Genomic DNA, 24,199 nt, shown 5'->3' with positions numbered 1-24,199 from the left:
GGCCTGTCCCTTCGCTGCGATGTCGCCAGCCCGCCGACCGCGGCGCGGGCGGGAATTCGATGCGCCGACGCGGGCCGGGATTGACGGACCGAGAATAGGTGGAACCGGAAGTAGATGGATCAACCGGGGAACCGTAGACGAGTGCCGCCGGATGTGCCAGGCGGGCGGTCAGCTCTGCCGCAGGAACCGGTCGAGCACCCGCACGCCGAACTGTAGTCCGTCGACCGGCACCCGCTCGTCGATGCCGTGGAAGAGCGCGGAAAAGTTCAGGTCGGCCGGCAGCCGCAGCGGCGCGAAGCCGAAGCAGCGGATGCCGAGCTTGGCGAACGCCTTGGCGTCGGTGCCGCCGGAGAGCATGTACGGCACCGGCCGGGCGCCCGGGTCCTCGGCCCGCAGCGCCGCCGCCATCGCGTCCACCAGGTCGCCGTCGAAGCTGGTCTCCAGCGCCGGCTGCCGCTGGACGTGCTCGATCTCGATGTCCGGCCCGATCACCTCGCGTAGCTGCTCCATCAGCAGCTCGGACTGGCCGGGCAGGCTCCGGCAGTCGATGGTGGCGCTGGCCCGGCTGGGGATCACGTTGTCCTTGTAGCCGGCGGCCAGCCGGGTCGGGTTGGCGGTGTTCCGGATCGTCGCGCCGATCAGGTTGGCGATCGGCCCCAGCTTGGCGATCGCCAACTCCGGGTCGTTCGGGTCGAGGTCGATGCCGAGCGCCTCGGAGACCTGCTCCAGGAAGGCCCGCACGGTCGGCGTGACCACGATCGGGAAGCGGTGCCGGCCGACCCGGGCCACCGCCTCGGCCAGCGCGGTGACGGCGTTGTCGTCGTGCACCATGGAGCCGTGCCCGGGGCGGCCCCGGGCGTGCAGCCGCAGCCACTCCAGGCCCTTCTCGGCGGTCTCGATGAGATAGAGCCGCAGGTCCGGGCTGACCGTGTAGGAGAAGCCGCCCACCTCGCCGATCGCCTCGGTGGCGCCCTCCAGCAGCTCGGGGTGCCGGTCGACCAGGAAGTGCGCGCCGTACTCGCCACCGGCCTCCTCGTCGGCGGTGAAGGCCAGCACCAGGTCGCGGGGTGGGCGTACCCCGGTGCGCTGCCAGTCGCGGACCACCGCGAGCACCATCGCGTCGAAGTCCTTCATGTCGATGGCGCCCCGGCCCCAGAGGTAGCCGTCGGCGATCTCGCCGGAGAACGGGTGCACCGACCACTCGCCCGCGTCGGCCGGTACGACGTCCAGGTGCCCGTGCACCAGCAGCGCACCCCGGCCCGGGTCGGTGCCGGGGATCCGGGCGACCAGGCTGGTCCGGCCGGGGGCGGACTCGCGAAGCTGCGACTCCACCCCGACCTCGGCGAGCTTGGCCGCCACGTACTCCGCGGCGACCCGTTCACCGACGGTGGTCTCGGGGTCCCCGGTGTTGCTGCTGTCGATCCGGAGCAGGTCCCGGCACAGGTCGACGACCTCGTCGGCGGCGCTCGGGTGGGTGGACGCGGGCTGGCTACTCATGCGGTTCTTCATACCAGCCGAGCGGCCTGGTGCGTCCCGCCCCCACCCGGTGTCGGGTTTCGCCATCTGGACCGGAGGGTACCTGCGGATGTCCGCGGAGCAGCGCCGGTCGATGGACCGGCGCGATCGGCGGACCACAGTGAGGAGGCCAATCGTGAGCGTGCCACTGCCGCCGCTGCCCCCGACCGGTGACGACGAGGAGTACCGGCCCGGCGGGCGCAGCATGGTGGACCTGCTCGCCGAGGAGCACGACCAGATCGTGGCGCTCTGCGGCGAGCTGACCGACGACACCGCACCGGAGCGGCGCAGCCAGGTCGCCGAGGTGCTGACCGCGACCGTCGCCCGACACCTCTCCGGCGAGGAGCAGTACCTCTACCCGACCGTGCGAAGTGCGCTGCCCGAGGGTGGGCCGCTGGCCGACCGGGAGCTCGCGGCGGACAACGACATGTTGCGTACGCTGCGGGAACTCGCGCAGGTCACGCCGACCGAGCCGCGCTTCGCCGAACTCGCCGACGAGGTCACCGGACAGCTCCGCCGACACGCGTCGACCGCCTCGACGGAGATCTTCCCCGCGCTGCGGGCGGCGGCCAGTGACGCCGACCTGATCCGGCTCGGCAACCGGGTGGAGATCGCCGAGGAGGCCGCGCCGACCCGGCCGCACCCGGACGCCCCGGCGACACCGCCGTGGAACCGGGTGGTCGAACCCGCGCTCGGCGTGGTCGACAAGGTACGCGACGCGGTGAGCGGCCGGCCGACCTACGTCGACGACCTCACGCCGCCGTCGCCGACCGCGGCGACTCCGCCGGCGGCGACCTGAACGGCGGCGGGATGACATGATCCTGCTCGGCCCGGTGCGGACCCGCGCCGGGCCGAGGTGCGTTGCGGGACGGAGGTTTGGCGGTGCGAGACGCGCTGGTGGTCCGGGGTGGTTGGGAGGGACACGTCCCGGTGGCCGCGACGGAGGTGTTCCTCCCGTTCCTGCGGGACGCGGGTTTCAGGGTCGAGGTCCACGATGACCTGTCCGTGTATGCCGACCCGGACCGGATGGCCGCCGCCGACCTGGTGGTGCAGTGCTGGTCGATCGGGACGATCAGCGATGAGCAGGCGGCCGGACTGGTCGCGGCGGTCCGGGCCGGGACCGGGTTCGCCGGCTGGCACGGCGGGATCGTCGGCGCCTTCCACCACAACGCGTACCACCAGCTCACCGGCGGGGTCTTCGTGCACCATCCGCCGGGCTTCCTCGACCACGAGCTGACGGTGCTGCCGGAGCGGGCCGACCACCCGATCGTCCGGGACATCGGGGCGGTACGGCTGCACACCGAGAAGTACTGGGTGCTGACCGACCCGCTCAACGACGTGCTCGCGACGGTGACCTTCGACCCGGAACCGGCGGTGCGGGAGCCGGCCGGGGCGGCGGAGCGTACGCCGTGGCACCGCTCGGTCACCCTGCCGGCGGTGTGGACCAGATCCTGGGGTGCCGGGCGGGTCTTCGTCTCGACGGTCGGCCACAAGCTCGACGACCTGACCCTGCCGGCGATCCGGACGATCACCGAACGGGGGCTGCTCTGGGCCGCCCGTCAGATTTAGGTGTCCGTTCGGTCGCAGTTTGGGTTTCCTTTGGCGGATCTTTCACTAGTCAAAGGTCTAGCCGTGAATCCCTTTCGGGTCCTACCGTCACGCTATGAACCTGGAGCTGCGGCACCTCAAGGTGGTCTGCGCGATCGCGGAGACGGGCAGCGTGACGAAGGCGGCCTCGACCCTGGGCCTGGCACAGCCCGCGCTCACCGCACAGCTCCAGCGCATCGAGCGGACTCTCGGCGGCCCGCTGTTCGAGCGGGACCGACGCGGCGCCCGACCGACCGCGCTGGGCGAGCTGGTGCTGGCCCGGGCTCGGGTGCTGCTGCCCGCGATGAAGGGGTTGCAGGACGAGGCGGCCCGGCTGGCCGGTACCGGCACCACGATGACCCGGTTCCGGTTCGGCGGGGTGAACAGTCCGATCCTCGGTGGACTGGTGCACCGGCTCGCCGCCGACCAGCCGCACGCGCAGATCAGCACCCACGCCTCGTGGTCGGTGGACGAGCTGGCCCAGATGGTACTCAGCGGCCGGCTCGACTTCGTGCTCTCCGGGGTCTGCGGGGACGCCGTACCGTCGGCGGAGTTCGGGCTGACCTGGCGGGCTGTGGCGGTGGACGCGGTCTTCGTGCTGCTGCCGGAGGCGCATCCGCTGGCCGCGCACGACGAGGTGCACCTGGCGGCGCTCGCCGCGGAACGCTGGGCGGCGGCGCCCGGCGACGGCTGCTTCGCCGACTGCTTCGTGGCGGCCTGCGCCCGGGCCGGCTTCACCCCGGCGAAGATCTACGAGACCGACATCCGTAGCTGCATCGACCTGGTCGAGGCGGGTGAGGCGATCGCGCTCGCCCAGGCCACCTTCCGGCCGGTCTCCGGACTGGTCACCCGGCCGCTGGCGCACACGCCACTGCGTTGGCGGCTGCTGCTCGGCTGGCACCCGGACGCCCCGGCGGCCGGCATCGCCGACCGGGTGCTCGGGCACGCCATCGCCGCCTACACCGACTCGCTGTCCCGCAACCCGAACTACCTCGCCTGGTTGGCCCGGAACCCGAACTTCGGCCCGCAGGACCTGGCCGCCGCCTGACCGCCGTCCGGCTCCTTCCGGCCCGGCTGCCGTTCCGTGGCGGTCGGCGGTTGGCCCGGAAGCTCTCCGCGCTGTCCGGTGCGGCAAGCACCGCGGTGCCGACCGGCCGACCACTTCTCGCCCGAACGGCACCACCACCCCGTCGACCGCCGGGATCGGCCGGTCAGCCGGCGGCCACCGATCCGCACGGTCAGCCGGCGGCCACCCGTCCGGCCCGGTCAGCGGCGGCGACCTGTCGGGCCAGCCGCCACCAGATCGCGAGCTGGCCGACCGCCAGGACGACGGCGAACGGCAGCAGGGTCCACACCCCGACCCCCTGGGCGATGGCGCCGGCCAGCCAGGGGAAGACCGCCCCGCCGATCACCGACACGCCGTTCAGCACACCGATCGCGGTCGGCACCAGGCGGCTGGCCGTCAACCGGGGCACCATCGCCATCGCGGTCGGGAAGAGCGGCCCGAGGAAGAACCCGAGCAGCACCAGCGCGACGCCGGCCACCGCCGCGACCGGCACCGCCCAGGCGAGTACGGCGCTGACAGTGACCCCGACCAGGCAGCCGGCGCTGGTGGCGGCCGGGGTCAGGCCGGCCCGGGTGGCCAGCGGGCTGATCAGGAAGCGTCCGGCGGTCAGGCCCAGCCAGTAGCCGCTGACCGCGTAGCCGGCCAGTACCTCCGACTGGTCGTAGCCGCCGACCAGCAGGCTGAAACCCCAGTTGCCGACGCTGATCTCGAGTCCGACGTAGACCGCGAGGAACACCGCCGCCAGCACCACCGCCGGCTGCCGCAGCGCCGCGACCAGCAGCCCGCCGTTACCGGGTCGAACGGTCACACCCACCCGGTCGGGCGGCGGACCGCCGACCGCCGGACCGCTGACCGCCGGAGCGCCGTCGGCGGTGGGGCCGCCGTCGTCCGGGCCGCGACGTTTCGGGTACGCCAGCAGGAAGCCGACGACCAGTGGCAGGCCGGCCAGGGCGAGTACCAGCCAGACCAACGTCCATGGCAGCGCGCGAAGCATCCAGGCGGCCAGTGCGGGTGCCAGCAGCGCCCCGACGCCGAAGAACGCGTGCAGCCGGTTCAGCAGTGTCGTCGCCCCGGTCAGTTCGCTGAGGTGGGCGTTGAGCACCGACTCCAGTACCCCGATGCCGTAGCCGGCCACCACCTGCACCGCCACCAACGCCAGGAACGGCGGGCGGAGCGCCGTGTAGAGGCTGGCGAGGACGAAGGCGCCGCCGCCGACCGCCAGCGCGGCCCGGGTACCGAGGCGGTCGATCAGGCCGCCGGTGGTGATCCCGGCCAGCAGGAAGCCGGCGGAGAAGGTGAAGAAGGTGATCCCGATGGTGGCCTTGTCCACCCCGTAGTCGTCGATCTGGGCCGGCAGCAGCACCCCGCCGACCCCGGCGCTCAGGCCGACCAGGACGAACGCGGCGTACGCCAGCAGGACCACCGGCCGCCGGGCGGGTCGGGTGACGGACAACTGGGCTCCTCGGCGACGGTGCGGTGTGCGGTGGTGATCGACGGCTCGACCGGGCGCCCAAGATTACGAGGTGCCGGTGCGGCGCGGAAGGGTCCGTACGGCCGGCTGGCGGGGGCGGTATGAGCTAGGCGGGATATACCTCGGTCGATTGTGGCCGGTTACCTTAACCATGCCCTGCCCGACCCAGAACCGCTGGTACCGAGGCGACCGTCGACATCGCCACGGTCCGCGGGGCTGACCCCCGGTCGGCGGGGCACCGGCCACCGTGCGCCGTCCGGTTCCGGGCCGGACGGCGCACGGCCGATCGGCCCGGCCGTCCATCCCCCGCCGCTGCGGGCCGCCGCCCTGCTGCTGCCCGCGGCTCGACCGCTCCCGTGCCACTCGCCGCCGCCTCCCTGCCCCGGGGCAGGGGGCTGGCCGATGCCGGCTGCCGGTTCCGTTCCCCACCGAACTTCCGTTCCATAAGGAGACTCCGGATGAAGCGAAGACTCGCCACGCTGGCAGCGGTGACCCTGCTGCCGGTGGGCATCCTCGGCACCGTGGCCCCACCCGCCGCCGCGGCGCCCGACAACGGCACCCCGGACCGGGCCCCGGCCACCGCCGAGGCCGCCACCGCAGAGATGCTCACCGCGATGCAGCGGGACCTCGGGCTCACCGCCGCGCAGGCCCGGACCAGGATCAGCCGGGACGACCAGGCCAGCCGGGCCGACGCCGGGCTGCGCAAGTCGCTCGGCCGGGCGTACGCGGGTGGCTGGATCACGCCCGCCGGTGACCTGGTGGTGGCGGTCACCGACCGTGCCCAGGCCGCCCGGGTGACCGCCGCCGGTGCCCAGCCGAGGCTGGTCGCCCGCAGCGCCGCCCAGCTCGACGGGGTCAAGTCCGGGCTGGACCGGGCCGCCGCCAAGGCACCGGCCCGCTCGGTACCCGGCTGGTACGTCGACGCGCCCACCAACAGCGTCGTGGTGCTGGCCAGCGGCGGTACGGTGGCCGCCAGCGCGTTCGTCGCGGCCAGCGGGGTGGACGCCGCGGCGGTACGGGTCGTCGCCACCACCGAGGCGCCCCGGCTCTACTACGACGTCCGGGGCGGCGACGCCTACTACATGGGCGGCCGCTGCTCGGTCGGCTTCTCCGTCACCGGCGGTTTCGTCACGGCCGGGCACTGCGGCCGGACCGGTACCGCCACCCAGGGCTACAACCAGGTCGCCCAGGGCACCTTCCGGGGCTCGTCCTTCCCGGGCAACGACTACGGCTGGGTGCAGACCAACACCAACTGGACCCCGCAGCCCTGGGTCAACGACTACGCGGGCGGCAACGTGACGGTCGCCGGCTCCACCGAGTCCGCGGTCGGCGCGGCGATCTGCCGGTCCGGCTCGACCACCGGCTGGCGGTGCGGCACGGTGCAGGCGAAGAACCAGACCGTCAACTACGCGGAGGGCTCGGTCAGCGGCCTGACCCGGACCAACGCCTGCGCCGAGCCGGGTGACTCGGGCGGCTCGTGGCTCTCCGGTCAGCAGGCCCAGGGCGTCACCTCCGGCGGGTCGGGCAACTGCTCGTCCGGCGGCACCACCTACTTCCAGCCGGTCAACGAGATCCTCTCGGTGTACGGGCTGACTCTGCGTACCAGCGGGGGCGGGCCCGGTGAGCCGCCGCCGACCGGTACCTGCACCGGCTACGCCAGCACCTTCAGCGGATCGCTGGCCGCCGGCGGGGTGCAGTACCAGCCGAACGGCAGCTACTACCAGACGACCCGGTCCGGCACCCACCGCGGCTGCCTCGACGGACCGTCCGGAGTGGACTTCGACCTATACCTGCAACGCTGGAACGGCAGCTCCTGGGTGACCGTCGCCCAGGGCACCTCAGCCGGGCCGGACGAGACGACCTCGTACAGCGGCGCGGCCGGGTACTACCGGTACGCCGTCGACGCGTACAGCGGGTCGGGCAGCTACACCCTCGGCGCCACCGCGCCCTGACCGGCGGGCCGGTTCCGCCACCCGGCGTACCCGCCTCGACCGCACCGGGCTCCCCGCGCGCGCCACGCGGGGAGCCCGGTGGCGCGGCCGGTGCAGGTACCTCGACGCCGACCGGTGCGAACCGGCCGGAAGCGGGTACCGGTACCGGCATGACCGACATGATCCCGCCCGAGGACGACCGGGAGACGGTACGCCGGCTCGCCGCCGCGCACACCGCCGCCTCCCGCGACGTCGAGGCCTTCCTGCGCCGGGTACCGGCGCTGCCGAGCCCCGAGGACATCGCCGAGTACGCGGCGCTGCTGGCCCGCGAGGAGGCGCTGCGCACCGAGCGGACCGACGCGGCCGACGCCGCCGGGCTGAACGTCCCGAGCATCGGCGGCGCCTGAACCGACCTGGTCCGACCCGTTCGCGGCGAGGCCGCGCGGACGGGCCGGAACGGCGGCGGCACCACGATTCGACGCCGGCACCACGTCGACGGCGCCGCCACGATTCGACGGCGCCGCCACGGCTCGGTCGCGGTGGCCGGGCTCGCCACCGCCGCCGGCTACCGCTCGATCAGCGGGTCGTGGCCGAGATCGAGCAGGGCCCGTCGCCACTCCTCGTCGGTCGCGCCGGCGGGCGGTCGGGTGTCGATCAGGTCCTGGATCTCGGCGACCGTCTCCCGCATGAGCTGGATGTCGCCATCGGTCAGGTCGACCTTGCGCTTGCCCAGGATGGCGAGGATCTGCCGGCCCGGCTCCGGCAGCCCGAGATCCGGGTCGGCGCCGAACGCCTGCTCGCCGGAGCCCTGGGTGAGCAGCCAGTTGCGGAGCTGCTCGGAGCTGAGGTTGACGCGGCTGTGGAAGTCCTGCCACAACTGCTCCACCTCCGGTTCCACCCGTTGCTGCCGGGCCATCACGCCTCCTCCGCCGGCGGCGGCTCGGGCCGGGCCGGCTCCTCCTCGGTACGGTTCCGGTTCCGCTGCGGCGGCCGCGGACGCGCCGGGCCGGCGGCGGCCGGCGGCCGCAGCACGGCGTCGGTCTTCGCGCTCTTCTCGCGGTTCTCCTCGGGCTGGCTCACGCCGCTCTCCTCCTCTCGCCCCGGCTCCCACCGGGCGGGTCGTACCGGCAGATCCGGTTCTGCGGCGGTCCCCGCGCGCCCGACGCGCGGGGATCCCGGACTCCCGGCCAGCGGGCGCGCTCCCCGACCGGGCCCGCCGGTCCGGTACGTCCGCGGCCCGGCGGGACCGCCGGGCGGCTGTCGGCTCATCGCCCGTGCGTGGCGGTGGCCGGGCTGCGCCCGCCGGGCCGCTCCCCCGCCGACACGTCGAAGGTCAACTCGCCGTCCCGGGCGCCGACCGTGACCCGCTGCCTCGGTTCCACGGTCCCGTCCAGCAGCATCCGGGAGAGCCGGTTGTCGATCTCCCGCTGGATCGTCCGGCGCAGCGGGCGGGCGCCGAACTGCGGCTCGTAGCCGTGCTCGGCGATCCAGTCCACCCCCTCGGCGGTGAACTCGACCCCGATGTCCTGGGCGCGGAGCCGACGGCGGGTCTCGTTCAGCAGCAGCTCGGTGATCTGCCGGAGCTGCTCGGTCTCCAGCCGGCGGAAGACGATCACCTCGTCGATCCGGTTCAGGAACTCGGGACGGAACTGCTCCTGCAACCGGCGCATCAGCCGGTCCCGCAGCTCGCTGTTCTCCTCCTCGGCGGCGTTGCCCGCACCGCCGCCGAAGCCGACGCTGCGCTGGGCACCGGTGATCAGCTCGGAGCCGAGGTTACTGGTCATGATCAGTACGCTGTTCCGGAAGTTCACCGTCCGACCCTGGCTGTCGGTGAGCCGCCCGTCGTCGAGTACCTGCAACAGGATGTTGAAGACGTCCGGGTGCGCCTTCTCGATCTCGTCGAGCAGCACCACCGCGTACGGGCGGCGCCGGACCGCCTCGGTGAGCTGGCCCGCCTCCTCGTACCCGACGTAGCCGGGCGGGGCGCCGACCAGCCGGCTGACCGTGTGCCGCTCCTGGAACTCGCTCATGTCCAGCCGGACCATCCGGTCCTGGTCGCCGAAGAGCGCCTCGGCCAGCGCCCGGGCCAGCTCGGTCTTGCCCACCCCGGTCGGGCCGAGGAAGAGGAAGCTGCCCATCGGCCGGTCCGGGTCGGCCAGCCCGGTACGGGACCTCCGTACCGCCTCGGCGACCGCGCTGACCGCGTCGTCCTGGCCGACCACCCGCTCGTGCAGGTACCCCTCCAACCGCAGCAGCCGGTCCCGCTCCTCCTCGGTGAGCTGGCTGACCGGAATTCCGGTGGCCCGGGAGACCACCTCGGCGATCTCCTGCGTCCCCACCTCGGGGACCGCCGGCTGGTCGCCGTTGCCGCTCGCCACGTGCAGCCGCTCGCGCACCTCGTGCAGCCGGTCGCGCAGCTCGGAGGCGCGCTCGTACTGCTCGTCGGCGACGGCCTGATCCTTCTCCCGGCGTACCTCCTCCAGCTCCTGCTCCAGTTCCCGCACGTCACCGGCGGGTGTCCGGGTGCGCAGCCGTACCCGAGCACCGGCCTGGTCGATCAGGTCGATCGCCTTGTCCGGCAGGAACCGGTCGGTGATGTACCGGTCGGAGAGTTCGGCGGCGGCGACCAGTGCCTCGTCGGTGAACCGGACCTGGTGGTGCGCCTCGTAGCGGTCCCGCAGCCCGCGCAGGATGGTGACGGTGTCGTCCACGGTGGGCTCCGGCACCAGCACCGGCTGGAACCGCCGGGCCAGCGCGGCGTCCTTCTCGATGTTGCGGCGGTACTCGTTCAGCGTGGTGGCGCCGATCACCCGCATGTCGCCGCGGGCCAGCGCCGGCTTGAGCATGTTGCCGGCGTCCATCCCGCCCTCGGCGCCGGCACCGCCCGCGCCGACCAGGGTGTGCAGCTCGTCGAGGAAGACGATCAGCTCGTCGCCGTGCGCCCGGATCTCGTCGATCACCTTCTTCAGCCGCTCCTCGAAGTCGCCCCGGTAGCGGGTGCCGGCGACCAGACGGGCGAGGTCGAGCTGCACCACCCGCTTGCCGATCAGCGTCTGCGGCACGTCCCCGTCGCAGATCCGCTCGGCGAGTCCCTCGACGATCGCGGTCTTGCCCACCCCGGCCTCGCCGATCAGCACCGGGTTGTTCTTGGTACGCCGGGACAGGATCTCCACCGCCTGCTCGATCTCGTCCATCCGGCCGATCACCGGGTCGATCCCGTCGGCCTGGGCCAGGTCGGTGAGGTCCTGGCTGTACTGGTCGAGGGTCGGGGTGCCCCGGTCCGGTTTGGCGCCGCCGTTCCCGCCGCCGCCGCTGGCGCTGGCCGCCTGCAACGACTGCGGCTGGATCCGGCCCGCCGCCAGCATCCGGCCGGCCGGCGACTCCGGGTTCAGCGGCAGGGCCATCAGGATGTGCTCCGGCCCGATGTAGGAGGCGCCCATCGCCCGGGAGAGCTGGTGCGCGTCGAGCAGCGCCCGCTTGGCCGCCGGGGTGAGCGACATGTTGGACGGCACCTGGCCGTGCTTGGCCGGCCGGTCCACCCGCTGCTCGCCGCCGAGCGCGCCGAGCAGCGCCTCCGGGTCGGCGCCGGCCCGGCTGATCAGGTCCCGCAGGGGCTCGCGTTGCAGGGCCGCCCAGAGCAGGTGGTCGGTGTCCAGATCGCTGCTGTTCGCCTGGGCCGCCCGGCGCGCCGCGTCGGCGAGCAGCTCCCGGGCGTCCGCGGTCATCAGCCTGGTGATGTCCACCCGCTGCCCCTGCCGGCGGCTCTCTCCCCGGCCGAAGTACCGGGCCAGGAACTCATCCCACGGATCGGGGCCGAAGTCGCCGGGTCCCTGCGTCATCTCTCGTCCCCCTCACGGGCGCGGGCACTGGCGTCACCTCGGCTACCCGGCGGAAGGCCCGACAAACGCGCCGTAACCACAGGCCGGGCGGATGGGATGGCAGGCTGGGCGGATGGTCGCCGAACCTCTCCTCGTCGTGGACGCCGCCAACGTGGTGGGGTCCCGCCCGGACGGCTGGTGGCGGGACCGCGCCGGGGCCACCGCACGGTTGCGGGACCGGCTGGCCCGCCTCGCCCGGCTCGGCCTGCCCGGGCTGGCCCCGCCGGTCGAGATGGTGCTGGTGGTGGAGGGCGCGGCCCGCCGGGTGGAGCCGGCCGAGGGCGTCCGGGTGGTGGCGGCGGAGCGCTCCGGCGACGACGCCATCGTGGGCCTGGTCGAGGCGGAGGGTGCCGGCCGGAACTGCCTGGTGGTCACCGCCGACCGGGCGCTACGGGCCCGTGTCACGGCCCTCGGCGCGGAGGTACGCGGACCGCGCTGGCTCACCGAGCCGCTGGACCGGGTGCCGGAGAACTGACCCCACATCCGCCGGGAGAAGGCGACCAGCAACATCTGCAGCGCTCGACAAGCCTGGAAGTTGCAGGACTGAGCTGGACTTGGCCGGCTGCCGCCAGACAACTGTCGGAGATCCGACTGAGTAGTCGTACGGTGGCACAAAGTGGGAGGAAGCCTGCCGTACGGCCGGCGTCGCCGGGATCACCTGGGAACGGACAGCCGGGCAGCAAACGCCCAGGGCGCCGCAGAGCGCCGATCGGGATAAGCTCTAATTAGAGCCCTCCCCGCCCCCAGGAGGTTTCGCCGTGGCGAGTGTCGCCGAGCTGAAAGCGGCCATCGATGCCGCACTCCAGCAGATCGGCGACGGCCAGGCCGCGGTGCAGGCCGCCAGCGACAAGCTCGCCGAGGCGCAGCAGACCCTGGCCGGGGCGTTGGAGGGAAGTGGACACTCCACTGTCGACGCCGCGCAGGCGTCGCTCTCGCAGGCCGCCCAGGAGTTGGAGGAGTGCCTCGCCGCGACGCTCGCCGCCGTCGAACACGCCCAGCTCTACGTCTCGACGCTGTAGAGCAGCGGATGTCCATCATCGAGGAGCTGGGTGCCCGGGTGCGGGCCGCGTCCGACGAACTGCCGGTCGAGCTGGTGATCAAGGCACTCGACCACCTGAAACTCGCCTCCGAGCGGCTGCGCTGGGTCCGGCAGGAGTCGGCCGACCCGATGGGCGTACCGGAACTGTCGGCGGCCACCGAGCACCTGGAGACGGCCGGGCACGCGCTGCGACTCGCCCAGGACCAGTTCGCGACCTACCTGGCCGCGATCGGGCTGGGCCGGGACGGGACGCCCGCCGCCGGCCCGCAGCGGCCGGCCGCCCGCCCCAGCGCCCGGGGTCCGGCCGACTCGTCCGGGCCGGCCCGGCGAGCCCCTCCCGCCGCGACCGGCGGCTGGTGGTCGGTCCGGGTGGCCGAGCTGTTCGACCGGCGGGACACCCCGGCGCCCAAGCCGGACCGCGAGATCACCGACGCGGAGGAGCTGCTCCGCCGGGTGACCAGCGGCGTCCGGTCCGGCGACCGGACCCGGCTGCACACCGAGCTGCGCGCGGTGGAGGCGAACGTCGGGCTGGGCCTCGCCTCGGTCGCCCCGCCGATGCTGCGCGACCTGGCCACCGAACTCCTCGGCCACCCGCCCCGGGCGGCGGACCTGCCGAGACTGCGCCGTGAGGTCACCGGTCAGGTCCAGGACCTGGTGCCCAACCTGCCGCCGGGAGTGCTCGACACACTGCTGAGCCGGGTCTGCCGGATGCCGCCGCCGAAGGAGCCGGTCGAGCAGCCGCATCCGGCCGATCCCGCGGTCGCCGCCGGGGTCCTCACCGGACTGCTGATGCGCCGGCTCGGCCTCGACCAGCGACCCGTCACCGCTCGCGCACCCCGGGACACCCATGCCTGACCTACGGACCCAGCTCGTCGACCGGGTCCGCACCATGCTGTCGCACGCCCTGGGCGCGTCCCGGGCCCGGCTCACGGCGGCGCGGACCGAACTCGGTACCGCACAGGACCGGCTGCGCCGGATCCGGGAGGCGGCCGCTCGGGTTCCCGGCCGGGTCGGTGCGGAACGGGACCGCCGGGTCGCCGAACTCTCCGACCGGTACGGGACGGAGATCGGCCGGCTCGCCGCCCGGGCCGCCGAGGCCGCCGCCCGGGAGGCGCCCGGTGCCGCCAGTACGGAGTGGACGGGCTGGCAGCCCAGCCCGGTGGTCCGGGGCGAGGCACCGGGACCGCTGCGGATCGGCACCGTACGGCTGCCCGGCAGCGTGCCCGTACCGGCGCTGGTGCCGCTGCTCGACGCCGGCCACGTACACCTGTCCGGGGCCGACCGGGGCGGCTGCGACGCGGTGGTCGCCGCGCTGCTGCTCCGGGCCCTGGGCCGGGCCGATCCCGGCGCGCTCCGGCTGGTCGGCTACGACCCGGAGCACCTCGGTGGCGGGCTGGCCGGCTTCGCCCCGCTCTCCACCGCCGGGCTGCTCACCTTCGTCGGGCCGGGCGGGCTGGCCCGGCTCCTCGACGACCTCGTCGACCAGATCCGCCGGATCAACGAGACCGTGCTGGCCGGCGAGTACGCCTCGCTGCGCGAGCTGGCCGCGGCGACCGGCCGGCGCCCCGAGCCGTGGCGGATCGCGGTGCTGCTCGGCGGCGACGAACTGTCCCGGCACGAGCGGGGCCAGCTCGACCGGGTGGCCCGGACCGGTGCCGCCTGCGGGGTGCACCTGGTGGTACGCGGCATCGACCTGCCCGACGAGCCGGACGTGCACCGGGTGGTGGTCGACGGCGGCACCGCCCGGCTGGACGGCTGCCCCGAACTGCCGGTACGCCCCGACCCGGCCCCACCGGCCGCACTGGTCACCGAGACCTGCCGGGAGGTGGCGACCCGGGTCAACGCCGGGCCGCCGCCGACACCCTTCACCGACCTGCTCCCGCCGGTCGACGAGATGTGGCGGGAGGACTCGGCCGCCGGTCTCGTCGCGCCGATCGGGGACGGTCCGCACGGCCGGCCGGTGACGCTGACCCTCGGCGACTACCCGCCGCACGCGCTGATCGGCGGCCCGTCCGGTACCGGCAAGACCAACCTGATCTTCGCCTGGATCGGCTCGCTCGCCGCCCGGTACTCCCCCGCCGAGCTGGAGTTCTATCTGCTGGACTTCAAGGAGGGGGTGTCGTTCGCCCGGTTCGCCCAGGGCCGCCGCGACCCGAGCTGGCTGCCGCACATGCGGCTGGTCGGGATCAACGTCAACACCGACCGGGAGTTCGGGTTGGCCCTGCTGCGGTTCCTCGCCGAGGAGCTGCGCCGCCGGGCGGACGCGGCCAAGCGGCACGAGGTGACCAAGCTGGCCGAGCTGCGCGCGGTGGACCCGGGCGGTCGCTGGCCGAGGATCGTCGCCGTGGTCGACGAGTTCCAGATGCTGCTGGCCGGCCGGGACGCGGTGGCCCGGGAGGCGGCCGACCTGCTGGAGGACCTGGCCCGACGCGGGCGCTCCCAGGGCATCCACCTGGTGCTGGCCTCGCAGGACGTCCGGGGCATCGAGGCGCTCTGGGGCCGGCCTGCGCTGGTCGCCCAGTTCACCCTGCGGATCGCGCTGCCCAAGGCGCTGCGCATCCTGGCCGAGCGCAACGACGCCGCGCAGGTGCTGCCCCGGCACCACGCGATCGTCAACGCCGAGTCGGGGATGTCCGAGGGCAACCAGGTGGCCCGGATCCCGGCGGCCAGCGACTGGGGTACCTGGAGCGACCTCCAGCACCGGCTGTGGCGGATGCGCCCGCCGGACGCGGCCCCGGCCCGGCTCTTCGACGGCGACGCGATCCCCCGGCTGGACGAGGCACCGGACTTCGTCGCGCTGCGCCCGCCGGGCGAGCCGGCCCCGGCCGGAGATCCCCGGGACCGCGCGGCCGGCGGGGCGATCTGGCCTGCGGGGGTCGGGCCGGAGCGGAGCGCCGCACCGAACGGCGGCACAGCGGCCCAGGCCGGCGCGGACCGGCCCGGGGGTACGGAGCGGACCGGTGGCGGCGCCCGAGGGCCGGTGGCGCTGCTCGGCGAGATCATCGACGTGCAGGCGCGGTCGGCCGGGATGCGGCTGCCCCGGGCACCGGGCCGGAACCTGGCCGTACTCGGCACCGGGGTGGACGAGGCCTGCGCGGTGCTGGACGCGGCGGCCCGGTCGCTACGCCGCCAGCACCGGCCCGGCACCGCCCGGTTCTCCATCGCCTGCCTGGACCCGGACGCCGACACCGCCGCCCGGGCGCTCTACGAGGCGCTCGGCACCGACGCCGCCTGGTACTCCGAGGACGACATCGGCGAACTGATGGCCGAGACGGCCGACGGGCTGGGCTCCGGCGGCACTCCGGGCGAGCCGCACTACCTGCTGCTCTACGCCGTCGACGCGGCCGCCGGCCAGCTCGGTACCACCATCGGGCGGCGGTCCGGCCTGGACCACCTGCGGCACGTACTGCACAACGGGCCGGAGCGGCGTACCCACACCCTGGCCTGGTGGCGGGGGGTGGCCCGGCTGCGGGCGGACCTCGGCGGCCCGGCGTCGCGTACCGACCAGATCGGCGCCTGGGTCGCGCTCGACGTGCAGGGCGGCGAGCTGACCTCGGCGCTCTACCCGGGGGCCGGCGGTGGCCCGGACTGGTACCCCCGGCCGTGGCGCGGGCTCTTCTTCGACCGCTCGGTGCACCGAACCGGTCAAGTGATCATCCCCTACGGACCGTCCCGATGAGCGGCGACCTGGAACGGGAGGCCGGTTACGCCGAGGCGATCCGGCAGCTCGCCGAGCTGACCGGCCGGGCCGAGGCGGAGCGCGCCGAGGCGAACGGCTGGTACGAGCGCCAGTGCGCCGCCGCCGAGCGGGCGGTACGCGACGCGGAGCAGGCGGTACGCCGGGCCGAGGCGGAGGTGGCGGCGGCCCAGCAGGAGGTGGACCGCACCGAGGCCGAGTCGGTCCACCTGTGGAGCATCCTGCGCGGGCAGTTCGGTGCGGCGGACCGGCGGGTCGGCGAGCCACCGGTGCCGCGCAACGGCGTACCGGCCGACGTCGAGGCGCTGCTCGACGGGGTCCGGGAGCTGCTGGACCGGGCCCGGAAACCGGGTGAGCTACCGCCGGCCACCCGACCGCTGCTGGCGCTCTTCGGAGTGCTCGGCGCGGCCGCCGCGTACGCCCTCGGGCTGGCCGCCCGGGCCGCCGGTGACCGGTACGGCGGCGACCTGGCGGTGGCCATGCCGGTACTCGGGCTGCTGGTGACGCTGCTCGGCCCGGTCGTCGGGCTGGCACCGGCCCGGGTACTCGCCGACCGGCGGCACGCCGGCCTGGACGTACGCTCCGCGCTGGTGGTCGTGGTCGCCGGGCTGGTCACCACCGGGGCCCTGTTCGGCCTGCTCCGCTGACGCCGCGCGACCGGGTCGTGGCGCCCCGTCCACGCCGGACCTTGGTCCTCTCGACGAGATGTTGGAGGGGCCCGAGACCGACGTCGTGCCGAGCCGGATGTCAGGTTCGTCCTCTGCTCAGGCCGGGACCGCGACCGCCTCGCGGAGCAGGCGCCGGGCCAGCACGATCCGGTCGGCGTCGTCGTCCAGCCCGGGGAGGTCGCCGACCCGGTGCACCCCGCCGGAGAGGAACGCCCGGACCGCCGGCGCGCACTGGGCCGGGAAGGTCACCGTGCGGTCGAAGAGCGACAGCACGACCCGGCCCCGGCCGCCGTCGTCGCCGGCCGGCTGGGCCGTCAACTGCCAGCGCAGGCCGTCCCGGGGGGCGAGCCGGCTGTCGGCGTCCAGCGCGGCGATCGCCGCCGCCTGGGCGAGCGGCCGGATCGGCGCCGGTCGGGCCGCCGGCCAGGCCCGGGCTCGCAGCCGGGCGGCGACCGCGCCCGGGTCGGCGCGCAGCAGCCAGTCCCGTAGCGCCTCGACGGTCTCGGTCAGCTCCGGCTCGACCTGGTCGATCTCGGCCACGTCCATCCGGAACGGCAGCGTGGCGCGCAGTCGCGGATCCTCGGCGGCCAACTCCAGCAGCGTCTCGACGATGGCGTACCGGGTGAGGGCCCGGACGCCGACGGTCAGGTGCAGGCTGCTCTCGTCCTGCGCCCGGGCGCTGTGCAGCCAGCCCCGGGGCAGGTAGAGCGCGTCACCGGGACCCAGCACCACGTCCAGCGCGGGTGGGCCGTCGGCGACCGCGGCGACCTCGTCGGCCCGGCCGCCCCACGGCTGCCGCTCCAGCGGGTCGGGCAGCACCGGCTCGTGGACCTGCCAGTGTTTGTGCCCGTCGACCTGGAGCACGAAGACGTCGTGCGTGTCGTAGTGGGTGGCGAAGCCCTGGTTTCCCGCCGGTGTGAGATAGGCGTTCACCTGGAGCGGCTGGCCGAGGTGCAGGCTCAGTTCGCGGGTGAAGTCGATCAGGGGTGGCCAGGTCCGGTGCAGTCCCTGGAGCACCAGGGTGGCGCCGTCGGCGTAGAGCGCGAGGACCCGCTCGTCGAGCACTTGATCGGTGATCTCGGCCCCGGCCCCACCACCGCCGGTGTACTGCCCGGTCGGCAGCACCTGCCCGTTCTTGGCCACCCGCAGGAACGGGGTACGCAGTCCGCGCCGGCTGAGCAGTTCGTCGGCGTCGGCCGGGCTGAGCAGATCCCGGAAGCCGTCCGGGTTGCCCAGTTCGGCCGCCCGGGACAGCAGTGCGGCCCGTCCCCAGTACGCGGCGGCGAACTTCGCCGGTTCGACCGCCACGCAGCGGGCCAGGGCCGGTCGGCTCGGCGGGCCGGTCCGCACCGCCGGGCCGGTGGACCGGGCCGGGCGACCGTCGCCGCCCGCCCCGGTCGCCGGATCCGCGGCCGGTACGGCCGGCGCCACCGGTCCGGGTGGCGCGCTCCGCCGCTCGGTCGGCGGCGCGTCGGGCGAGTCCGCCCGGGAAGCGTCCGGCCGGCACTCCGGCGCGACCGTGCCGGTCCACCCGTCGTACTCGGTCATCGCCGGTGGCCAGCGCTAGCGGGCGGCGCTGTCGGCGCCGCCGTCCTGCTGCCCGGGTGCCGCGCCCGCGTCGGCCGGCCCCTCGGCGCTGCCGTCGGCCCCACCGTCGTGCTGCCCCGGGGTCGCGCCGCCGTCGGCCGGCCCCTCGGCACTGCCGTCGGCCCCACCGTCGTGCTGCCCCGGTGTGGCTCCGGCGTCGGCCGGGCCTTCGGCGGCACCATCGGCGCCACCGTCCCGGCCCAGCGGGTTGGCCCCGCCGTCGGCCGGCCCCTCCCCACCGCCGCCGCCCGTGGTCCGGATGTCGTCGTCGTCGAGTCTCATCGGGTGCTCCCTCGGGTCAGCGCCCCGCCGCGCGGCCGGGCGTCGCTACGCGGGGGTGGTACCCCGCCCCCGATCACCTCTAACCCGGCAAACCGGTCCGCTCATGTGCGCGGGTGACTCGCGACCCAGCGGACCGGTCGCGGTCAGCCGGCACGGCAGGCGGCGCTGTTCGGGGCAAAGTGCCTGCCCGGCGCGGCAGGCGATGCCGACCCGTGCCGGGTCGACCCGCCGCCCGAAATGTCTCGACAGGTCCTCCGACTTCTACCGGAAATCTCCCGGAAGTTCGGCCGGCAGGCAGCGGAAACTGTCCGGGTAGGGAAGGACGCGGCTCGGTCGAAAGCCGTCGTCACTTCCGGGCGTACGGCGCCGAGCTGTCCCGGACCACCAGGTCGGTGGAGAGTTCGACCCGGGGCGTGTCCAGCGGCTCGCCGCCGGCCAGCCGGAGCACCGTCCGGGCGGCCAGCAACCCCATCTCGGCCAGCGGCTGGCGCACGGTGGTGAGCGGGGGCGAGGCCCAGCGCGCCTCCGGCAGGTCGTCGAAGCCGACCACGCTGACGTCGTCGGGCACCCGCAGACCGCGCCGCCGGACCGCCTCGTACGCCCCGAACGCCATCTGGTCGCTGGAGGCGAAGATCGCCGTCGGCGGCTCGTCGAGGTCGAGCAGCGCGGCGCCGCCGGAGTAGCCGGACTCGTGGTAGAAGTCGCCGGGCACGATCAGCTCGTCGCGCAGCGGGATGCCGGCCGCGTCCAGGGCGGCCCGGTAGCCGTCGAGCCGGGCCCGGCTGCACAGCAGTCGCGGCGGGCCGGCGATGAAGCCGATCCGGCGGTGGCCGAGCGAGAGCAGGTGCTCGGTGGCGCGCAGCCCACCGGCCCAGTTCGTCGCGCCGATGGTGGGGATGTCGAGGTTCGGCACCCCGGCGGGGTCGACCAGCACCATCGGCACGTTCAGCCGGCGCAGCTCGGCGTGCACCGGCGGGGCGAGGTCGCTGGCGACCAGGATCACCCCGTCGGTGGCCCGGGTACGCAGGTTCTGCAACCACTGCCGGGTCGAGGTCGACCGGCGGTGGATCGCCGAGACCACCGTGCCGACCCCGGAGGCGTGCGCGACGTCCTCCACCCCTCGGATGATCTCGACCGCCCAGGGGCTGTCCAGGTCGTTGAAGATGAGGTCGATCAGGCTCGCCCCGGCCCTCGGTCGGGTGGCCCGTCGGCGGTAGCCGTGCCGGCGGAGGAGTTCCTCCACCCGTTCCCGAGTCTGCGGCGCCACGTCGTTGCGGCCGTTGAGTACCCGGGAGACCGTCGGCACCGACACGCCCGCCTCCTGGGCGATGGCGGTGATCGTGATCCTGCGTCCTTCGTCGACCGTCACGAGGCAGCTCCTTCGTTGAGGCTCCAGCCTACGACCGAAACACTTTCGCGGGTGCACCGGCGTCGGTCGCGCGCCCTCCCAGTATTTTGCCGCAGGTTCCGGGGTTGACTGACCGCACGGTGGGCCATAACGTTCCGAACGAGTTACGGAACAATTCCGGAAAGTTTACGCCGGAGAGGATCGTCCATGCCCCGTTCCGCCGCGACCACGATCCCTCCAGCTCGGACGGCCGGTACCCGGGCCGTGATCGATTCCTGATGGCGATCCCCGGCGACCCGGTCATCCCCGGCTTCCACCCGGACCCGAGCGTCTGCCGGGTCGGTGACGACTACTACCTGGCCTGTTCGAGCTTCGAATACTTCCCGGGCGTTCCGATCTTCCACAGCCGGGACCTGGTGAACTGGACCCAGCTCGGCAACGTCCTCGACCGGCCCAGCCAGCTCGTCCTGCCGCCCGGCACACCCTCCTCCGGCGGGGTCTACGCGCCCACCCTGCGGCACCACGACGGCCGGTTCTGGCTGATCACCTCGAACGTTCCGCACGGCGGCACCCTGCTGGTCACCGCCGAAGATCCCGCCGGCCGCTGGTCGGAGCCGGTGCACCTGCCCGACGTCCTCGGCATCGACCCCGACCTGGCCTGGGACGACGACGGCACCTGCTGGTGCACGGTCGCCGGCATCGACCAACTGCGGATCGACCCGGTCCGGGGCACCGCGCTCAGCACGCCGAAACGGATCTGGTCCGGCACCCCCGGCGCGCAGGCACCGGAGGCGCCGCACCTCTACCAGGTCGACGGCACCTGGTATCTGCTGATCGCCGAGGGCGGCACCGAACGCGGGCACGGAATCTCGGTGGCCCGGGGCCCGGCCCCGGACGGTCCGTTCGAGCCGTGCCCGGCCAACCCGATCCTCAGCCACCGCAGCACCGACCACCCGGTGCAGAACACCGGGCACGGCGACCTGGTGCGGGCCGCGGACGGCTCGTGGTGGCTGGTCTTCCTCGGGGTACGCGCCCGGGGCGGCACGCCCGGCTGGCACGTACTCGGCCGGGAGACCTTCCTCGCCCCGGTCACCTGGTCCGACGGCTGGCCGGCGGTCGGGCCGATCGGCACGGTGCCGAGTACCACCGCCCCGGCCCCCGCGCCGGTGGGTGCCGCACCGGCGCGGGACGACTTCGACACCACCGAGCTGCATCCGCAGTGGATCTCGGTCCGGTGCCGTCCGCCGGAGGACGTCTCGCTGATCGAACGCCCCGGCTGGCTGACCCTGCGGGCCCGGGGCGGCTCACTCGACGAGCCGACGGTGACCTTCGTCGGCCGCCGCCAGGTTCAGCACGACGTCCGGGTACGCGCCCTGGTCGACCCCGGCGTCGGCCGGGGCGGCCTGGCGGTACGCCTCGACGAGGCGCACCACTACGCGGTCGAGCTGGGCGGCGGCGAGGTCTGGGTACGGGCCCGGATCGGACCGTTGTGCCAGCGGATCGGCAGCCGCCCGGTCACCGGCCCGGTGGTGCTGCGCGTCGAGACCTGGGCCTCGGGGCCGGGCATGGACCACCCCCGGCAGGAGCCGGACGTGGTGCGGCTCGGCTACGAGGCCCCGGGCGGCGAGTTCGTTGTCCTCGCCGAACTCGACGGGCGATACCTCTCCACCGAGGTCGCCGGCGGCTTCACCGGGCGGGTGATCGGCTGCTACGCCACCGCCGACGCCATCGGCGTCGACTGGTACGACTACCGGGTCCTCGCCTCGCTGGACCGGGCCGAGGTGGTCGACGACGACCTGGTCGACGCCTGACCCGCCGACGTTCCTACCCGGTGGTGGCGGCGACGGTCCGCTCGAAGACGACCGCCTCGTAGAGCGGGCTCATCCCCACCGACCGGTAGAGCCGGACCGGGCCGATCGGGTCGCTCAGGTCGACGCCGAGCCCGGCGTACTCCCGGCCCTTGCCCGCGTAGCAGGCGAAGGCCCGGGCCAGCAGTGCCGCGCCGACGCCCCGCCGCCGGTGTTCCCGCAGCACCGCCAGCTGCTTCACCCAGCCCTCGTTCTGGTCGAGGGTCTGGTCGGCGGACTGGAGGATGCCGACCGGCTCGCCGGCCACCTCGGCGACGAACCACTCGTCCCAGGCGACGCTGGGCAGCGCAGCCACCTGGGCCCGCCACTGGTCATAGCTGGCCGGCTGGTAGTCCGGGGTGTCCCGGAAGGCCGAGTCCAGGATCCGGTGGAAGGTGCGCAGCTCGGCGTCGTCCGTCGACCGGACCGGCCGGACCAGCACCCCCGGCGGCGGGGGCGGCGGCTCGGCGGCCACCCCGGCCAGCGGCCGGCGCATCCGGGCGTACCGCTTGACGAACTCGAAGCCGGCGTCCCGGAGTACGCCGATCCAGCGCTCCTCGGTGGGCAGCGCGAGCGCCCGTACGGTCATCGCGGCGAGGCCGAACTCGGCGGCGCGCTCGGCGGACCGGGCGAGCTGCATCGTCAGCAGCGGCACCTGGGCCGGCAGTCCCAGCTCCGGGTGCACGTAGACCTCGACCGTCTCCCGTGGCCCCCGGTTGGAGTCCTCCAGGTAGGACCAGCCGCGCACCTCGCCGTCCGGGTCGAGCGCGAGCCAGGTGTCCCGGGCCAGGTCGAGGTCGGGTGCGGTCAACACCTCGCGTACGTCGTCGGCGCTGAAGTCGGGGTGCCCGAGCGCGGCGATGTCGCTGGCGTGCACCACGGCGAGGATCGCCGGCACGTCGTCGAGGCCGGGCCGGCGCACGGACCAGCCGGGGGGCAGTCGCATGTCGAGCATCTAACCCCGGTCGGCCGTCCCGCGCCGCCGATTTTTTCCACCGGCGCGCCGGGGCTCAGCGGGCGAAGGTGCCGACCATGTTGCCGCTGGCCAGTTCCAGTTGCCGCACCGCGGCGTGCACGTCCGGCGCCTGCGGCGCACCGGGCAGTTCCAGCGGCCGGTTCACGGCGTAGAGCCGGAAGAAGTACCGGTGCGGGTCGTCGTTCATCGGCGGGTGCGGGCCACCCCAGCCGGCCGTGCCGAAGCCGTTCGCCCAGACCCGGCCGCCCGGCGGGGTCTGCCCCTCGTCGACACCGCCGGAGGTCGCCTCGATCCCGGTCACCAGCCAGTGCAGGAACGGCGTCCGCCCGGCGTCCCGGTCCTCGACCAGCAGGACCAGCTCGGTCGCCTCCTCCGGCACGTCCGACCACTCCAGTGGCGGCGAGATGTTGCCACCGTCCCGGGAGAACCGGTCCGGCAGCCGGTCGTGGTCGTTGAAGGCGCGGCTGCGCATCAGGATCCCGGCCATGGCGTCGACCTCCTCCCGGTGCGGGATCTGTCCGGACGCCACCGGCCGACGACGCCGGTGGTGCCGCTCGTCTGCTTCCGGGCGTACCCGCAATGGGCAGGCCGAAACAGCCGCCGGCCGGGTCGCCGCGCGGTCAGCCGCGACGCTTGCCGCACCGGCGCGCGATCTGCCGCCCCAGACCCCGACGCTTGCCGGCCGCCCGGCCGAGCACGTCGTCGAGGAGCAGGGTGAGGCCGGCCCCGATCAGCCAACTGTCCTTGGCGATCGGCATGCCCTGCTGGGTCGGGCGGGGACTGCCGGGCTGGTGCATGCCGGGCGTCGCCCAGTACAGCCGCATCAGGCTGCCGCCGAAGCCGAGCAGGCCCAGCCCGACCAGCGCGGACGGGACGACCGGGAGCAGCAGCGCGGCGCCGAGGGCCACCTCGGTGCCGGCCAGCAGCCGGGCGAACTGCTCCGGCGGGACCCGCTTGATCGGCGGGATCGCCCCGACCGCCATCCCGTGCATGCCCGCCGCCTCCTCGCCCTGGAGGTTCCACTTGGAAACGCCCGAGTTCAGCACGAACGCGCCGATCGCGAGGCGCAGCGGAAGATGGGACACGTTCATCGGTCGCTCCGCTCTGCCGGTACCGCTGTCCGGGCACACCTACCCGGATAGCCCGCCCGCACACCGGGTACCCCGAACGGCCGGCGATCCCCGGCACCGGCCGGAACCGGGCCGTCGGAGCCGGTGACCTCCGTCGGCATGGTCGACCGGGTGCTGACCGCCGCCGAGAAGGGCAAACTGTGGCTGGAGCCTGCTGCCGGCCGCCCGGCGGGTGGT

At 74.4% G+C, this 24,199-nt stretch carries 22 protein-coding genes and 1 pseudogene; 12 read left to right on the top strand and 11 right to left on the bottom strand.

Going from position 1 to position 24,199, the window contains the following annotated elements:
- Positions 1-168: 168 nt before the first annotated feature.
- A complete protein-coding gene (locus ACQEVC_RS30435; RefSeq protein ID WP_432884322.1) occupies positions 169-1,497 on the bottom strand; it encodes a M20/M25/M40 family metallo-hydrolase in 1,329 nt (442 codons plus the stop codon).
- A gap of 154 nt (positions 1,498-1,651) precedes the next feature.
- Between ACQEVC_RS30435 and ACQEVC_RS30430 the strand changes: the two genes are divergently transcribed.
- The 3 genes from ACQEVC_RS30430 to ACQEVC_RS30420 all read left to right on the top strand — a co-directional run bounded on the left by ACQEVC_RS30430 (position 1,652) and on the right by ACQEVC_RS30420 (position 4,150).
- Positions 1,652-2,314 (top strand): hemerythrin domain-containing protein, encoded by a 663-nt coding sequence (locus ACQEVC_RS30430; RefSeq protein ID WP_432884319.1) that lies wholly within the window; start codon positions 1,652-1,654, stop codon positions 2,312-2,314.
- 83 nt (positions 2,315-2,397) lie between these two features.
- Positions 2,398-3,084: a ThuA domain-containing protein gene (locus ACQEVC_RS30425; RefSeq protein ID WP_432884316.1), complete on the top strand. Its 687-nt coding sequence runs from the start codon at positions 2,398-2,400 to the stop codon at positions 3,082-3,084.
- 94 nt (positions 3,085-3,178) lie between these two features.
- Entirely contained in the window at positions 3,179-4,150 is a 972-nt protein-coding gene (locus ACQEVC_RS30420) for a LysR family transcriptional regulator (RefSeq protein WP_318397209.1), read from the top strand.
- A gap of 190 nt (positions 4,151-4,340) precedes the next feature.
- On the opposite strand, the gene ACQEVC_RS30415 is transcribed toward ACQEVC_RS30420, so the two are convergent.
- Positions 4,341-5,621 (bottom strand): MFS transporter, encoded by a 1,281-nt coding sequence (locus ACQEVC_RS30415; RefSeq protein ID WP_432884312.1) that lies wholly within the window; start codon positions 5,619-5,621, stop codon positions 4,341-4,343.
- A 476-nt stretch (positions 5,622-6,097) separates the two neighbouring features.
- Between ACQEVC_RS30415 and ACQEVC_RS30410 the strand changes: the two genes are divergently transcribed.
- A complete protein-coding gene (locus ACQEVC_RS30410) occupies positions 6,098-7,591 on the top strand; it encodes a S1 family peptidase (protein WP_432884309.1) in 1,494 nt (497 codons plus the stop codon).
- 149 nt (positions 7,592-7,740) lie between these two features.
- Positions 7,741-7,977, top strand: coding sequence for a hypothetical protein (locus ACQEVC_RS30405; protein ID WP_432884306.1), 237 nt, complete (start codon positions 7,741-7,743; stop codon positions 7,975-7,977).
- Between the two features lie 158 nt (positions 7,978-8,135).
- On the opposite strand, the gene ACQEVC_RS30400 is transcribed toward ACQEVC_RS30405, so the two are convergent.
- The 3 genes from ACQEVC_RS30400 to ACQEVC_RS30390 all read right to left on the bottom strand — a co-directional run bounded on the left by ACQEVC_RS30400 (position 8,136) and on the right by ACQEVC_RS30390 (position 11,409).
- Positions 8,136-8,486 (bottom strand): DUF3140 domain-containing protein, encoded by a 351-nt coding sequence (locus tag ACQEVC_RS30400; RefSeq protein WP_432884303.1) that lies wholly within the window; start codon positions 8,484-8,486, stop codon positions 8,136-8,138.
- Positions 8,486-8,650, bottom strand: coding sequence for a hypothetical protein (locus ACQEVC_RS30395; RefSeq protein ID WP_432884301.1), 165 nt, complete (start codon positions 8,648-8,650; stop codon positions 8,486-8,488). The genes ACQEVC_RS30400 and ACQEVC_RS30395 overlap by 1 nt, the downstream gene beginning before the upstream one ends.
- 185 nt (positions 8,651-8,835) lie before the next feature.
- Positions 8,836-11,409, bottom strand: coding sequence for an ATP-dependent Clp protease ATP-binding subunit (locus tag ACQEVC_RS30390; protein ID WP_432884299.1), 2,574 nt, complete (start codon positions 11,407-11,409; stop codon positions 8,836-8,838).
- 112 nt (positions 11,410-11,521) lie between these two features.
- Here ACQEVC_RS30390 and ACQEVC_RS30385 point away from each other — a divergent pair, with 112 nt between their 5' ends.
- The 6 genes and pseudogenes from ACQEVC_RS30385 to ACQEVC_RS30360 all read left to right on the top strand — a co-directional run.
- A complete protein-coding gene (locus tag ACQEVC_RS30385; protein WP_432884296.1) occupies positions 11,522-11,923 on the top strand; it encodes a hypothetical protein in 402 nt (133 codons plus the stop codon).
- A 283-nt stretch (positions 11,924-12,206) separates the two neighbouring features.
- Entirely contained in the window at positions 12,207-12,467 is a 261-nt protein-coding gene (locus ACQEVC_RS30380) for a hypothetical protein (RefSeq protein WP_107259179.1), read from the top strand.
- A gap of 8 nt (positions 12,468-12,475) precedes the next feature.
- On the top strand, positions 12,476-13,342 hold the full coding sequence (locus ACQEVC_RS30375; protein WP_432884293.1) for a hypothetical protein: 867 nt from the start codon (positions 12,476-12,478) through the stop codon (positions 13,340-13,342).
- Complete coding sequence (locus ACQEVC_RS30370; RefSeq protein WP_432884291.1) at positions 13,335-16,166, top strand: FtsK/SpoIIIE domain-containing protein; 2,832 nt, start codon at positions 13,335-13,337, stop codon at positions 16,164-16,166. The genes ACQEVC_RS30375 and ACQEVC_RS30370 overlap by 8 nt, the downstream gene beginning before the upstream one ends.
- Entirely contained in the window at positions 16,163-16,831 is a 669-nt protein-coding gene (locus ACQEVC_RS30365; protein ID WP_432884288.1) for a hypothetical protein, read from the top strand. Before ACQEVC_RS30370 ends, ACQEVC_RS30365 begins: the two co-directional genes overlap by 4 nt.
- 28 nt (positions 16,832-16,859) lie before the next feature.
- Positions 16,860-16,940, top strand: a pseudogene (locus ACQEVC_RS30360) (FHA domain-containing protein); the annotation flags it as partial.
- A gap of 8 nt (positions 16,941-16,948) precedes the next feature.
- Here ACQEVC_RS30360 and ACQEVC_RS30355 read toward each other — a convergent pair.
- From ACQEVC_RS30355 to ACQEVC_RS30345, 3 genes are all read right to left on the bottom strand, one after another.
- Complete coding sequence (locus ACQEVC_RS30355; protein WP_432884285.1) at positions 16,949-18,400, bottom strand: cupin domain-containing protein; 1,452 nt, start codon at positions 18,398-18,400, stop codon at positions 16,949-16,951.
- A 15-nt stretch (positions 18,401-18,415) separates the two neighbouring features.
- Complete coding sequence (locus ACQEVC_RS30350) at positions 18,416-18,721, bottom strand: hypothetical protein (protein WP_318397220.1); 306 nt, start codon at positions 18,719-18,721, stop codon at positions 18,416-18,418.
- A gap of 346 nt (positions 18,722-19,067) precedes the next feature.
- Positions 19,068-20,090 (bottom strand): LacI family DNA-binding transcriptional regulator, encoded by a 1,023-nt coding sequence (locus ACQEVC_RS30345; RefSeq protein WP_346261273.1) that lies wholly within the window; start codon positions 20,088-20,090, stop codon positions 19,068-19,070.
- A 257-nt stretch (positions 20,091-20,347) separates the two neighbouring features.
- Between ACQEVC_RS30345 and ACQEVC_RS30340 the strand changes: the two genes are divergently transcribed.
- Positions 20,348-21,880, top strand: coding sequence for a glycoside hydrolase family 43 protein (locus ACQEVC_RS30340; protein ID WP_432884281.1), 1,533 nt, complete (start codon positions 20,348-20,350; stop codon positions 21,878-21,880).
- Positions 21,881-21,893: 13 nt separating this feature from the next.
- Here ACQEVC_RS30340 and ACQEVC_RS30335 read toward each other — a convergent pair whose 3' ends face one another.
- The 3 genes from ACQEVC_RS30335 to ACQEVC_RS30325 all read right to left on the bottom strand — a co-directional run bounded on the left by ACQEVC_RS30335 (position 21,894) and on the right by ACQEVC_RS30325 (position 23,983).
- Positions 21,894-22,862, bottom strand: a complete 969-nt coding sequence (locus ACQEVC_RS30335) for a GNAT family N-acetyltransferase (protein ID WP_432884278.1) — start codon at positions 22,860-22,862, stop codon at positions 21,894-21,896.
- A 64-nt stretch (positions 22,863-22,926) separates the two neighbouring features.
- Positions 22,927-23,421 (bottom strand): YbhB/YbcL family Raf kinase inhibitor-like protein, encoded by a 495-nt coding sequence (locus ACQEVC_RS30330; RefSeq protein WP_432884275.1) that lies wholly within the window; start codon positions 23,419-23,421, stop codon positions 22,927-22,929.
- A gap of 91 nt (positions 23,422-23,512) precedes the next feature.
- Positions 23,513-23,983 carry a DoxX family membrane protein gene (locus tag ACQEVC_RS30325; RefSeq protein WP_432884272.1) on the bottom strand — a complete coding sequence of 157 codons (471 nt, stop codon included), beginning with the start codon at positions 23,981-23,983 and terminating at the stop codon, positions 23,513-23,515.
- Positions 23,984-24,199 lie beyond the last annotated feature (216 nt).

The sequence above is a fragment of the Plantactinospora sp. CA-294935 genome, assembly GCF_050936445.1.
GTDB lineage: Bacteria > Actinomycetota > Actinomycetes > Mycobacteriales > Micromonosporaceae > Plantactinospora.
This window is presented reverse-complemented; position numbering and strand designations above follow the sequence as displayed.